Source organism: Paraclostridium bifermentans (assembly GCF_964259345.1).
GTDB lineage: Bacteria > Bacillota > Clostridia > Peptostreptococcales > Peptostreptococcaceae > Paraclostridium > Paraclostridium bifermentans_B.
Genome location: NZ_CAXVJR010000006.1, coordinates 95,762 through 109,224, shown reverse-complemented (window position 1 = coordinate 109,224; position 13,463 = coordinate 95,762). Strand labels below are relative to the sequence as shown.

Below are 13,463 nucleotides of genomic sequence, written 5' to 3'. Positions count from 1 at the left end.
ATATACAAAAAAAGGATTGGTTTTAAACCAATCCTTTTTATAATTATCTATCTTCGTTAGTAACATTAAATACGTAAGGTACGTTTCTATAGTAATCTCCGTAGTTTAATCCGTATCCAACAACAAATTTATCTTCTATTTCAAATCCACAGTAGTTAGGAACTAATTCTACCTTTCTTCTACTTGGCTTATCTAAAAGTACACAACACTTTATACTTGCAGGATTCTTAGTTTTTAAGTGGCCCATAACAAAGTTCATAGTTAAAGCTGTATCTGTTATATCGTCTACAACTAAAACATCGTATCCTTCTATATCATCACTTATATCTGCTACCATATTAACTTGACCAGTACTGTTCTCTCCATGACCATAGCTTGAAGTAGTCATAAATCCGATTTTAACAGGAACTGTTATATGTCTTACTAAGTCTGCACAGAATATAAAACTTCCTTTAAGTAAAGATATTACCATTAGCTTTTTACCTTCGTAATCTTTAGATATTTGTGCCCCTAGCTCTTTTAATCTTTCTTGTATTTGTTCTTCTGAACATAATACTTCCCATTTTTTAGTTTCTATATCCATGTTACAACCTCCGAAATGTTATATTATATCCATTTTATAAGAGATTCCTTAATTTTGCAACGGTTTTAAGAATATATTAGTTAGCTTTATTCATATCATCCATTACGCTTATTATAACCTTATCAGTAGTAGTCATACCTTTATCACTAACTCTACCTAAGTTTTGTATACTTTGCTCTGCTCCAGTTCCAACTATTCCGTTCATTGGAGGTACTATACAATCTTGCTTAGCTATTATAGCACTTTGTACTGCTGCTGATGCTGCTGATGCAAGCTTTAATGCACATCCAGCTTTAGCTCCGTCACATATCATACCACTTAAGTTTGCTACCATGTTTTCTATAGCACCTTCTATTTGAGTTTCATTACATCCCATTAACCAAGCTAATCCTGCTGTAGCTCCTATACTTGCTGCAACACCACATCCACAAACTGCTGATAATCTTCCTGTGTAGTTTTTAACGTATGCAGTTAATAAGTGAGATATAGCTAATGATCTAGCTAATTTTTCTTCTGATTGAGGGAATTTATCATTGTATGCAACTATTGGAAGTATAGCTGTTATTCCGTGGTTTCCACTTCCGTTAGAACTCATAACTGGTAATTTAACTCCTGCCATTCTAGCATCAGATGCAGCTGCAGTTATCATCATAGTGTAGTTCATTAAGTCATCACCTAATAATCCTGACTCTATAGATTTCTTTATACCGAATCCTACACCAACACCAACTTTTTCATTTAATCCACACTTAGCTATTTCTTCGTTCATAGTTATTCCGTCTAATAAGAATTTGATTTCTTCAAAATCAACAGTTTCCATAGCTTCTACTATTTCTTTTATTTTTATAGTATCTAATATATTTTCTTTAGCCTCTGTAGCTGTAGTTGCAACTTCTTCAATCTTTTCGTTAACTAATATATCATCATTTTTTTGAACGAATACTATATTGTCATGCTTAGTTCTTATAACAACTTTAGATTTGTTGTTTGCTCCTTCTAATTCAACTTGTATATAAACTTTTTCTTCTGTATCTATTGGAGATATATTTATATCATTATTATCCATAAAGTCTTCTGCAACTTTAACATCTTCTTTAGTTAATGTTTCTAAAACTCTTAATCCGTTTTCTGATTTTCCACCTATAAGACCCATTGCAGCAGATATTTTTAATCCTAATCTTTCAGTTCCTGGTATTCCTACGCACATACCATTTTTATATACATTTGGGCTTAATCCTATTGTACATTTAGTTATTTCTTCCCCTAATGTTTCATTTGCTTTAGCACATGCTAATGCTACAGCAACTGGCTCTGTACAACCTAATGCTGGTTTAACTTCTGCTTTTAATATATTAACTAATTTTTCTTGTATATTTTTCATTTATATTCTCCTCCTGAATTTACATATAATATTTATGTATTTTATTAAAAGCAAAAACCGTGCCAACTTTTTATAATTTTAAAGGTGTTGAAATCGCTAACATTTATAGTTTTATAGATATTTTTTCATCATTTCAATCTCATTTAGAAATAAAATAGTCTCAAAATGAGATTAAGTATCATTTTGAGACTATTTTATATCGTTCTATTTTTCTATACAGTGTAGCTCTTGATATACCAAGTGCTTTTGCTGCTAAATCTTTATCTTTTTTATAGCTTTTATATTTTTCTAATGCTTTTATTATTTCTTTTTTCTCTAATTCTTCTAATGTAGATATATTTTCTGTGTTATTTATTGATATTTCATTATTTGCTTGTCCATGTTTTACTCTATTAGGTAAATTGTCTAAAGTAATAATATTACTTTCACATCTATTAACACTGTACTCCACAACATTTTGAAGTTCTCTTATATTTCCTGGCCAGCTATAATTGCATAAATATTCTAATGCTTGAATATCTATATCATTTACATTTTTGTTTAGCTTATTTGAATATTCTTTTATCATATATTCTATAAGAAGATGTATATCATTTTTTCTTTGCCTTAGTGTAGGAAGCACTACAGGTATTACATTTAATCTGTAATATAAATCTTCTCTAAAGGTACCTTTTTTAACCATATCTTCTAAATCTTTATTAGTTGCTGCAATTATCCTTACATCTATTGATATGTTTTTAGATGCACCTATTTTATCTACTTCCTTTTCTTGCAATACTCTAAGTAGTTTAGCTTGTAGATGTAAACTCATGTCACCTATTTCATCTAAGAATATACTCCCCTTATCTGCTAACTCAAACTTACCTAAACTTCCACCTTTTTTCGCTCCAGTAAATGCACCTTCCTCATATCCAAACAACTCACTTTCAAGTAAGTTATCAGGAATGGCAGCACAGTTAATTGCAATAAAAGGATTTCCCGACCTATTGCTATGATTGTGTATAGCTCTAGCAAATAACTCTTTTCCAGTACCACTTTCTCCAGTTATTAAAACTGTAGAACTAGTTTTAGATGCCATTAAAGCTTCTTCCTTAGCTTTATTTATACTGTAACTATTACCTATTATATTATCTAAAAATATTTGGTGATCATGACTTATCTTATTATAATTTTTTATAGCATCTATTTTATCTATAAAATCTAATACATAACCTTTTAATTCATTATTTAATAGAATAGGCTTTATATTGTATATTCCTTTAAATTCTTTATTATTAGATCTATAAATAAAACTATAAGATTTATCATTATTTAAACAGCTGAAGTTGCTAATTTTTATAAAGCTTAGTACATCTCCTATAAAAATATCTTTTACATCTTGTTTTATTTTAAATATTTCTTTAAATTTTAAGTTGTATTTATCTATATTAGCATCTCTGTCTAAAGAAACTACAGCTTTATCCATATTATCAAGTAAAGTTTCTAGCTTTTTTCTTTCTATATCAACTTCATAAGTTTTTATTTCAGCTTTTATTTTACTAGATATCAAATCTGCCATTTTATGAAGAAAGTTCATTAAGTCTTGTTTTCTAAATTTAATTACATCTGCTTGCTCTTTAGTAAATGCTATAAGACCTATTACCCCATAAGCTTTATCCTCGTATACTATAGGGCAACATACTTCTGCAAACTCCTTACAAACTCCATTGCTATGGCACTCATGACATATTTTATTGCTTTTAGGATCTTCTATTATTAATTCTTCTTTTGTTGTTAATGAATATTTAAACGCTGAATATTCTCTTAGCTGTTGTCCAATCTTATGAAAGTAAGTTCCAGTCCCAGCTATTCTTATCAAATTCGAATCTACTATAGTTACATCAATTTCTAAAACAGATGAAATTGCTTCTGCTATATTTTGTATATCTTTTTTTATAAAGTTTAAATTAATCATTTCTTCCATCCCTTAGTTTTTGTTTGTACATTAGTAATTTCATTTCTTTAAGCTCTTTGTATATTTTATTTAAAGTATACTGTATTGATACTAATATTACAAATAACATAGCAATAATTATCATATCATAATGTATTTTCATAAAAAATTCCTCCTAAAGCAAAAGACCAGGTATAACCTAGTCTTTAAGCATTTCTCGTTCCTATATAAATATAATTGTCACATTTGATATTCTCTAAAATACCTGTGAAATTTGAATGTCTTAATCTATCTATAATATCTTGTGGATAATGATATTTTATTTTTTCTCCACATACCCTATGTTTTAAGTATTTAAGCTTTATTTTTAGCTTACTTAAATTAGGTTCTTGTAATATAATCTCTCCATCTATTTTTAAAACTCTGCGTATTTCTTCTAATGCTTTACTTTGGTTATTTGTATAGTTAAATTGATTTAATACAATAACTTTGTCAAAACACCTATCTTCAAAAGGTAGTAGTTCTAAACATCCTTTTACTATACTGCAATTTTCATTGTGAACCAGTGAGTAACAGATGTCATTGTATGCACTATCTTCAAGTATAGTAACATGGACACCAAGCATCCTTAATCTCTTACCTAGGGTACCTATATTTCCAACTATAAGAACTTTTTCTCCTATCTCATACCTCATGATACTTAATATATCTTCTTCGGTATCCTCTGCAAAATATTTAGATTCATAATTCCATTGTACTACGCTTTTCACAGTGCTCCCCCTCAATCAATTTATTTTCTGATTTTTACATCATAGAATAGATTATAATAAATCCTAAGCAACTATTCAATAACCATTTTAAACTATTTTTGAAATATTTTTTTAGTAGGGTTTTCCTGCAAAATTTTTAAATTTCAGTTAGTTTATATTATTCTCATCTAATCGTTTTATCTTTGATATAGACACCTCATAAGCCACTCTTTTTTGTACATCCCCATTGTCTAATTTTTTCTCATATTCTCTACTTTGAACCCTTCCCCACATTTGGATTCTATCTCCAACCTTTAAACTTTTAGCAAATTTAGCATTTCTTCCCCAAACTATAGATGGTATGTAATCAGATTTGTTATATGGTCTATTTATCGCTACCAATAAATCTGTTATTTCTCTTCCTAAAGGAGTTTTTCTATATATAGGATCCTTACATATATATCCATCTAAAAATATGCTATTAGGATCTTTAGTCTCTTCATTTACAACATTTATTTCTCTTGCAAAAACTGTTAATACTAATTTATTTCTATTATCTATATTTTTGTTATATGATCTTAATTGACCTGCTACATCAACTAAATTATTTTCTTTTATATTAACTTCTTGTAATAACCTTTCAGATATAGTTATTGGTAATGTATCATATGTATCACTTAGTCTATGTATTTTTATTTTTGTACTATAAAATTTTTCACCAAATATTTCATGGCTAAATGTCAATTCCTCTTCAAGTTCTCCTCTTAAATTTACTATGTTAGTATCTTCCTTTACTTTTATCATATCTTTACCCCCACAATTGTTAATTACCATATTTTATCTTGAATCTATATAATAAATATATTTATACATGTTTACTTTTATTACACCTTTAATAAAACTAAACTGATTAATTTTGATTCTAATATGGCAAAAAATAAAAAATATACCGTATCTTAAAATACGGTACACTTTTCATTTTATCAAATTGTCACTTTTATGCTTTACGAGCAGTAAATGCCTTTTTTAACATTGTTACTGAAGTATATGCTATAACTACTATAACAACCCATCTTAATATATCCATAGGCATTGAACTAACAAAGTTAGCAGCTATAATTACCCCTATAACTCCACCTATTGTTATCCAGAAAGAAGTTTTCTTAGCATATGTTTCTTCTTTTATGAACTTAACGCTTGCTGTTGGCATTAATAAAGCACAAGATCCCATCATTATAGGGAATGCTACATCAGGAGACATTCCTAAGAAGTAAACCATAGCCATACAAGGAGAGTATAATCCCACTCCAGCAGTCATTAAAGCTCCAAATATAAAGTTACCAACTATTCCTATTATAAGTTTTGTTCCAGTTAATCCGGTTGCATCTCCTCCTGCAGGGAATAATCCAACTGCAGATAATAGCATTAATAATGCTGTTGCTGCTAATGCAAATCCCATAACTATTTGTATTTTTCTTTCATCCATTTTAGATATTATTCCTGCACCTATATAAGATCCTACAACTGCTGCGCCTAATAAACTTATTAAAGTTACTGAATCTACATCTATAACTGTTGTAAATATAAATGCTTCAACAACAACTGGTATTGTATGACATACATTTAATGTTCCTGGTATTAATTTATCAGGTATATTTATTTTTAATGCATTCATCATTGCTACAGTTGGCGCAAATGAACCTATCCCTAATGTATCAAAGAAGTCTGTTACAAAACCTGTTAAAAATGGCTTCCAAGTTGGTACATCTTCAAACTTGTTACTCGCTTTAGCTTTTGATAAATCTTTTAAAAAGTTAAATCCAAATATTGACACAAAAGCTGCTAATAGTATTCTTACTACGTTTAACATCCTATTAATTCCTCCTAATTGATTTTGATAAAAAGTGTCTTACATAGAAATATGATTAAATACCCATTGGGTATCTAATCATATTTATTATAAGTTAATCCTTAGTGTATTACTACTTTAATATGAATCCGTGCTTAACTGGATCTTCTTCATCTATAACAAAGTGGTTAAATCCTGTTATATATGCAGCTCCTGTTATTTCTGGTATTATAGCATCGTAATCAGCTACTTTATCAAGACCTACTATTCTACCTTTGAATAGAGTTCCTAATATACTCTCATATACGAATAGTTCACCTTCTTTTAACTCTCCTTTAGCGTGTAAAGTAGCAAGTTTAGCACTTGTTCCTGTTCCACATGGAGATCTATCCACTTGTCCTTGTCCAAATATAACTACGTTTTTGTAGTTAGCTTCTGGATGAGTTGGCTCGTCATATATTTCAACTAAATCTACTGTTTTTATATGAGCTAATTCTGGATGTTGTATTTCTATAGTTTCGTTTATTATATCTCTCATCTTTAAACCTATTTCAGTTAGTTTTTGAGCGTTCTTTGGCTCCACTTTTAATCCTAACTCACTAGCTTTAACTATAGCGAAGAAACTTCCTCCGAAAGATATGTCAAAAGTTACAGTTCCTATTTCAGGCATTTCTATTTGAACATCTCTTTTGTATAAAAATGCTGGTACGTTTACTATAGAAACTTCTTTAACTCTATCATTTTCAACTTTAGCTTCTGCTTTTACTATTCCAGCTGGAGTATCCATAACTACATGTGTTATAGGAGATTTCATTTCTACCATACCTGTTTCTATAGCAGCTGTTATAGCTCCTATTGAACCATGTCCACACATATTTAGGTATCCTCCACCATCCATGAAGATTATTCCAAAGTCAGCTTCTTCATTACAGGGTTGAGTTATTATAGATCCGAACATATCATTATGTCCTCTTGGCTCTAACATTATAGCTGTTCTTACGTAGTCTAAGTTTTCTTCTAAGTAAGCTTTTTTCTCAGCCATAGTATTACCTTTTATATTAGGAATTCCACCTGTTACTATTCTTGTTGGTTCTCCCATTGTATGAGAATCTATTGCGTGTATACTTCTTGAAAATTTCATTGTACAGCCCCCTATATTTTTATTATTGTATTCTTATTATTTCTTGTTTCTCATTTTTAGTTTCAGTAAAGCTAAAGATTTTTTAGCATCTAGTTCATTTACTGTATTTTCGCCGACAACTTCAGTTTCTATCCCCTTATCTGATTTATTAAAATCTACTATTGTATCCATATATCTATTGGTAACAACAAATTTAGCTTGTGTTCCATTAAATGTAAGTCCAACTACCGGGATATCTCTTTTTCCAATTTCTTCGATAGTATTAGCATAATCTACGTGAGAGTTTCCCCACCCATCACATGATACTATAACACCATCAGCTCTCATGGCTTCTAGCCATGCTGCTGTTCTTTGTCCAACAAATTCTTTTTCTTTATTATCTTGTGGTGTTCCTACTACTACTATTCCTAAAAGATCTATATCTTTGTCATTACTAACAATATCTAAAAGTGGATCTCTAAAGTGATGTAATGACGTTTCTTTAGTTGATGGTCCTATTCCCATATTTTCACCTCATTAAGTCATCGCTCTCAAGGCACCGTCTCTATACTCATTAGGTGATATTATCATTGGTACATTTCCCATATCTATGATAGATGTACCTCCCTCTAAACCACTAGGTTCTTGAGAAAATAGCTGATTATCATACATTGCACCTTGTCCTGCAATTTGTTTTACTATGACAACTTTTTTAGAATTAGGTCTTATTTTGTCAAAATATTCACGAACTTCTGTAGCATTTCTTCCATCTTCTTGTTTTAAGATGTTTCTTATACTTTGTATGTATTTGTCACAAGCTCTAAAAGCTGCCATAGGAAGTTTTCTTTCATAAGGTAGACCACCTTTAACTGTAACATCTATATGTATTATATAATCTGTAGTTGATGGAGTACCAAATCTTCCAAATACCATTTGTTCTGCTAGTATTCCTTCAGATGATCCAAATTCATGCATTTGTCTACCATCTTCATCTACCCCAGTAAGCATAACATATACTCCTGTTAGTGTATGAGTTATACCTTCACCTAATCTTCCTAATACTTTGGTAGATATAGGTATTATGTCCATAATAGTATTAATTTCTCTATTATAATCACCTGGTTTAATTATATCTATTTTTATATCTGTTATTAATTTTTCTGATTTCATGATTTCATTTGCATAATCATTGTTTATGGATAGTGTACCTTTTTCTATTGAGACTTTTTCATTGAATTCAACATTATTTATATGAAATGGCTTAATTACTAAACGTCTAAGTATTTTCTCTTCCATATTTATATCACCTTTTTATAAGCCCCTCTCTATTTCTAGAGAAGGGCTATGTTATCTTATTATACTTGAGCTACATACTCATATGGTAATTGTACTATCTTACCAGCTGAAGGTATTTTTATTAATTGCTCTAATGTATCTCTTAATATATTTGTTTGCATTTCTACGTTGTTTGGTTCACCAGCGTTAGCACCCATTGGAACTAATGGAGCAACTGCTCTTGGAGTTCCGTTTTGTCTAACTACTGGAGGAAGTGCTGATATTATTATAGTTGGTATACCAGCTTCTTCTATTGCTCTCTGCACGATCACGGCAGTTCTATGGCAAGTACCTCAGCCAGCTGTTAGAACTACACCGTCTACTCCCTCATCTTTTAATCTTCTAGCGATTTCAGGACCAGTTTCTTCAGTGAACTTAGTTTGGTCTCCTCCACCACCCATGAATCCTATGTGAACTGGAGCTACAGATTTTATGAATCCAGCTTTAGCTAATTCATGTAATCTATCTATAGGGAACATACAGTTTATGTCCTTGTTAACGTCAGCGTTATCATATCCACCGTGAGATACCATCATCTCATCAGTAGTAGCTGTGTCAGGTATTTCTCTAAATGTAAAGTCACCTGCTAAGTTAAATCTCTTGTCAGATTTTAAGTGTACACCTGCTGCTGTAGCTAAAGCTATAGTCATATCCTTTAATTCTTTAGTTACAGGAGTCCAAACTGGAGGAGGTGTTATCGGAACGAATATTTCAGATTGAAGTCCTTTTATTGTTGTAAGGCTCATATTTTTCCTCTCCCTTCTATTTATCTAAATCTTCTTGGTTTATTTTTTTATTTCTTTCAATTATATCGACATACTTTTGATTAGGCTCTGGACTTAATACTTCTGGATAGCTTAGCATAAATCCAACCTCAAGACCAAGCTTAAGTTCATAGTCAGTTATAAGCATTCTTTTCGGTATTTTAAATTGACCTAGTCTTCCTTTTAAGTCTATAGTTACTCCACCGTCAGTTATCTCTACTATTACTCCCTCATACATTCTTTCAGTTGATATATATTTTAATCTATCCATACTCTTTCATCCTTCCATTATCTCTAAATGTCTTTATTATTTAGCGTCTTTTTCGTATATATTTTTTCTTTTTTCACTCATTGGTAATGTTTGCTCATTTTCTACAAGCTCTATTTTATTACCAGTTTCTTTTTCTATTAACTCAACGTTATTTAATTTAACGTTAGCATTCCATTTTCTTTCAGCAGCTTTAACTTCTTCTCCACCCATTACTGTCTTTAACATTGCTAAAGATCTAGTAGCATCTTCTGGGCATAATGTATTATTTGATAATACTTCATTTTCTATACCTTGCTTAGACTTGTTGTTGTCTATCATGTACTTCATGTACTCATTACCAACAACTAGAGCCCCTTGTACAGCAGAGAAACTTACACCTACTACAGCTACATCTCTCTTACCTATTTGCTCTATGTGAGAAGCGAAGTCTATATGGTTGTTTCCGAATCCTTCAGTAGTTACTATTGCACCATCAACCCCCATAGCTTCTATCATCATACCTAATCTCTTAGATACATAGAATTTCTCAGCGTTTACTTGAGGAGATCCTACAAATATAACACCTACTAAGTCTATTTCTTCATCATGCATAGCTTCTATTACTAATGGCTCTCTCCAGTAGTGTCTAGAGTTCTCTTTAGATGCAGGTCCTATACAAGTTAATGCATGTATACCACCATCTAATACTTCAAGTGGAGATAATACAACTGGAACGTTTCCTAAGTCAACGTTTGGTTTAGCTCCTAATGTTCCAACTGGCTCTACAGGTAATATTAAGTTATCATGCATTGCCCCTTGTCCCATTATTTCTTTAACTACAACAACCTTTTTCTTACCAGGTCTTCTGTATTGAGTTAATTCTTCAGTATCAACTACTAAAGACTCGTCAGCTTTCTTTAAAGCTTCTCTTATTTCTTGAGTTATATAATCAGATGCACAGTGAGCAGCTAAAGGTCCTGGTCTTTCCATGTTAGTTCCTTCTTTAACTGTTACTTGAGTTTTGATGAATATATCACCTTTGTCAGGAGCACCTGGTCTTCCCCACATTATGTTAGTTTCTAATACACCTTCTGAAGAACCGAATTCACCTATTTGAACTCCGTTTTCATCTGTACCAGTTACCATCATGATAACTCCGTCTATTACTCTAGTTACACCTTCACCTATTTCTCCTTCTTCTTTAGCAGCTATAGGTTGAACGTCCATTATAGTTTCACTGTACTTGTTGTACTCAGCTGGAGTTATTATTTCAAGTTTCATATCAACTACTAATTCTTCTGATGCTGCAGCTTCCTTAGTTAACTCTTCAGGCTTTCTTAAGTATAATGTAGTTCCTTCTATTTTAGTTTCTTCAGCGAAAACTACGTTTTCTATTTTGAAGTGCTTTTTAGTTAAGCTTCTTATAGCTTTAGCTTCTTGAGCTGGCTCAGCTTTAACTTCTACAGCTTCAACAGTTTCTTGAGCTACAGGAGCAACTGGTGCTACACCCATTCCTTGAGCTACAGTTAAAGGTATTTCTAAGTTTATATCTCTACCTTCACCTATATGTATTTTTATAGTTTGTCCATTTACTGGAGCAACTGGTGCTACAGGAGCAACTGCTGCTACTTCTTTAACTTCTTCAACTACTTCTTCTTCTTCCTTAGCTTCTTCAGCTACTACTACACCTTCTACACAATCTGCAGTTATTGGTGTTAAAGCATCAAGAGTTTTTAATAATTTAGCTCCTAAAACTTGTTCTATTGTTAAACAATCTTCTGATATTGTTAATAATCCTGAATCCTCTAAGTCAGCAAATATTGCTGGATCTTCTAAGTTTGATGGTTCTAGTACAGTTCCTGCTTCAAATCTACAGCAGCATACCGCTGGATCTTTAGCATGAGCTTTAGCTGTTTCTACAGTTATTGACATTTTCTAATACCTCCTAGCATTATTTTTTTCTTCTATATAATCTATGTCCAGAAGCTCTTAATACATGATCTGTACTATGGTATACAGGCAATCCTAACCTAGGTGCCACTTGCATAACTGTGTTTGTTCAGTCCTCGCAGTTACCGATTAATACAGCTTCAGCTCCTTGACTCTTTAACTTAAGTACTTTTTCAGCTTGACCTGGGCATATACCTGGTAAATCACATCTAAATCTACCATTTACCTCAGTCATTCTCTTACATTTTTCTTCTGCTACAACTTCAGCACCCATCATAGATGCGATTTGCTTTAATCTGTCTTCTTGTGCTCCACATTCGCAAGCTATTATTCCTAGCTTTTTGCTTTCTTGTGGAAGTGGCATTGACACTAATATTCCTCCAAGAGTTTTTGTGACAGGGCTTTCCTCTTCACCGTGTCTACCAGTGAAAGGACCTCCTAAAACTATTTCTCCAAAAGGTTTTATGAATCCACCACATTTTTCTATATAAGTTATTATTGGCATTCCTATTGGAACATCCATAAATACCTTTCCATGATTTTCTGCACCTACTACTCTTCCTCCAACAGTTATATCCTTAGTTATAAAAGGTTTTCTGTCTTCTATAGCTTCTACTATACGTTTTATTGTTTCAACGTTAGAAACTACAGTTTTAGCTTCTATTGGAAGTTGTCCTGGAACAAGAGTTACTCCTAATAATTCTCTTATTATTACTCTTTCATCTCCAGCTGGATACATATCTGGTAAATATTTTATCTCTATATTTGGTTCATTTTTACAAGCTTTTCCTAATGCCATTATAGCTTTCTTATATTTTGGTTTTACCGCAATATAAGCTTTATCAGCTTTAGTTATATCAAGCATGTACTTTAATCCTTTTATTATTATTTCTGGATTATTTTCCATTAACTCTACATTGTGCCCAAGTACTGGTTCACACTCTGCAGCATTTGCTATGATACAACCTCCTGTAAGATCTACATTAAGCTTTATGTGTGTAGGGAAACCTGCTCCTCCTGCACCAACTATACCAGCCTCTTTTATAGCTTCTAAGTTGTTTTCAGTATCTTTTATCTTTACATATTCCTCTGGTTGATTTTCATCAGCTTCTATTATTATAGAAGTTTCTGTTATCTCAACTACTTTACCGTAAACACTCGAATGTATATTTGCACCTAATCCTTGAGGCTCAGCTATAAGTTGTCCTTTTTTAACTTCACTACCAACCTCAACTATTGGGTTACACGGAGCACCTACATGTTGTCTTAATTCTATCTTAAGCATCATGGATTTCACCCCCTGACTATTTTATTTAACAGTATTTTATTTAACACTGTTTTATTATTAGCAATTAGCGTGCCAAATATTTAATTCAGTTATTTTTTTATGCATATTTTTTTATTTAATCGTGAAATTATCATTTTTCGACATTTTTTTCACATGTTTTTTTGCCACTTACTATATATTTTATACTATTTGCCAACAAAAATCACTATTAAATTACGTTTTCCCTTTTTCTTTGTCGAATTACCGACATATTTCCGTCAT

The 13,463-nt window shown here is 31.5% G+C and carries 12 protein-coding genes and 1 pseudogene; all 13 read right to left on the bottom strand.

Features of this window, described 5'->3' with window-relative positions; all coding sequences use genetic code 11:
• Positions 1 to 43 precede the first annotated feature (43 nt).
• Positions 44 to 583, bottom strand: coding sequence for a hypoxanthine phosphoribosyltransferase (gene hpt, locus ACEXNK_RS12925; protein WP_373598960.1), 540 nt, complete (start codon positions 581 to 583; stop codon positions 44 to 46).
• Positions 584 to 659: 76 nt separating this feature from the next.
• Positions 660 to 1,964, bottom strand: coding sequence for an L-cysteine desulfidase family protein (locus ACEXNK_RS12920; protein ID WP_373598959.1), 1,305 nt, complete (start codon positions 1,962 to 1,964; stop codon positions 660 to 662).
• 178 nt (positions 1,965 to 2,142) lie between these two features.
• A complete protein-coding gene (locus ACEXNK_RS12915; RefSeq protein ID WP_373598958.1) occupies positions 2,143 to 3,927 on the bottom strand; it encodes a sigma 54-interacting transcriptional regulator in 1,785 nt (594 codons plus the stop codon).
• Positions 3,911 to 4,060, bottom strand: a complete 150-nt coding sequence (locus ACEXNK_RS12910) for a hypothetical protein (protein ID WP_373598957.1) — start codon at positions 4,058 to 4,060, stop codon at positions 3,911 to 3,913. The genes ACEXNK_RS12915 and ACEXNK_RS12910 overlap by 17 nt, the downstream gene beginning before the upstream one ends.
• A gap of 43 nt (positions 4,061 to 4,103) precedes the next feature.
• Positions 4,104 to 4,667 (bottom strand): class I SAM-dependent methyltransferase, encoded by a 564-nt coding sequence (locus ACEXNK_RS12905; protein ID WP_373598956.1) that lies wholly within the window; start codon positions 4,665 to 4,667, stop codon positions 4,104 to 4,106.
• A gap of 147 nt (positions 4,668 to 4,814) precedes the next feature.
• Positions 4,815 to 5,450, bottom strand: a complete 636-nt coding sequence (locus ACEXNK_RS12900; RefSeq protein ID WP_373598955.1) for a single-stranded DNA-binding protein — start codon at positions 5,448 to 5,450, stop codon at positions 4,815 to 4,817.
• A gap of 193 nt (positions 5,451 to 5,643) precedes the next feature.
• Positions 5,644 to 6,516: a sulfite exporter TauE/SafE family protein gene (locus ACEXNK_RS12895; protein ID WP_373598954.1), complete on the bottom strand. Its 873-nt coding sequence runs from the start codon at positions 6,514 to 6,516 to the stop codon at positions 5,644 to 5,646.
• 112 nt (positions 6,517 to 6,628) lie between these two features.
• Positions 6,629 to 7,636, bottom strand: a complete 1,008-nt coding sequence (locus ACEXNK_RS12890; protein ID WP_373598953.1) for a proline racemase — start codon at positions 7,634 to 7,636, stop codon at positions 6,629 to 6,631.
• A 36-nt stretch (positions 7,637 to 7,672) separates the two neighbouring features.
• Positions 7,673 to 8,911, bottom strand: a pseudogene (gene prdD, locus ACEXNK_RS12885) (proline reductase cluster protein PrdD).
• Positions 8,912 to 8,970: 59 nt separating this feature from the next.
• Positions 8,971 to 9,696 carry a D-proline reductase (dithiol) protein PrdB gene (gene prdB / locus ACEXNK_RS12880; RefSeq protein ID WP_373598952.1) on the bottom strand — a complete coding sequence of 242 codons (726 nt, stop codon included), beginning with the start codon at positions 9,694 to 9,696 and terminating at the stop codon, positions 8,971 to 8,973.
• Positions 9,697 to 9,712: 16 nt separating this feature from the next.
• A complete protein-coding gene (locus ACEXNK_RS12875) occupies positions 9,713 to 9,985 on the bottom strand; it encodes a CBO2463/CBO2479 domain-containing protein (protein ID WP_055340599.1) in 273 nt (90 codons plus the stop codon).
• Between the two features lie 36 nt (positions 9,986 to 10,021).
• Positions 10,022 to 11,896 carry a D-proline reductase (dithiol) proprotein PrdA gene (gene prdA, locus ACEXNK_RS12870; RefSeq protein ID WP_373598951.1) on the bottom strand — a complete coding sequence of 625 codons (1,875 nt, stop codon included), beginning with the start codon at positions 11,894 to 11,896 and terminating at the stop codon, positions 10,022 to 10,024.
• 19 nt (positions 11,897 to 11,915) lie between these two features.
• A complete protein-coding gene (gene prdC / locus ACEXNK_RS12865) occupies positions 11,916 to 13,202 on the bottom strand; it encodes a proline reductase-associated electron transfer protein PrdC (RefSeq protein WP_373598950.1) in 1,287 nt (428 codons plus the stop codon).
• Between the last annotated feature and the right edge of the window lie 261 nt (positions 13,203 to 13,463).

Coding starts and splice junctions, on each gene's coding strand:
- ACEXNK_RS12915 (WP_373598958.1), bottom strand. CDS start 3,927: ATGGAAGAAATGATTAATTTAAACTTTATAAAAAAAGATATACAAAAT.
- ACEXNK_RS12920 (WP_373598959.1), bottom strand. CDS start 1,964: ATGAAAAATATACAAGAAAAATTAGTTAATATATTAAAAGCAGAAGTT.
- ACEXNK_RS12875 (WP_055340599.1), bottom strand. CDS start 9,985: ATGGATAGATTAAAATATATATCAACTGAAAGAATGTATGAGGGAGTA.
- ACEXNK_RS12900 (WP_373598955.1), bottom strand. CDS start 5,450: ATGATAAAAGTAAAGGAAGATACTAACATAGTAAATTTAAGAGGAGAA.
- ACEXNK_RS12895 (WP_373598954.1), bottom strand. CDS start 6,516: ATGTTAAACGTAGTAAGAATACTATTAGCAGCTTTTGTGTCAATATTT.
- prdA (WP_373598951.1), bottom strand. CDS start 11,896: ATGTCAATAACTGTAGAAACAGCTAAAGCTCATGCTAAAGATCCAGCG.
- ACEXNK_RS12910 (WP_373598957.1), bottom strand. CDS start 4,060: ATGAAAATACATTATGATATGATAATTATTGCTATGTTATTTGTAATA.
- ACEXNK_RS12890 (WP_373598953.1), bottom strand. CDS start 7,636: ATGAAATTTTCAAGAAGTATACACGCAATAGATTCTCATACAATGGGA.
- hpt (WP_373598960.1), bottom strand. CDS start 583: ATGGATATAGAAACTAAAAAATGGGAAGTATTATGTTCAGAAGAACAA.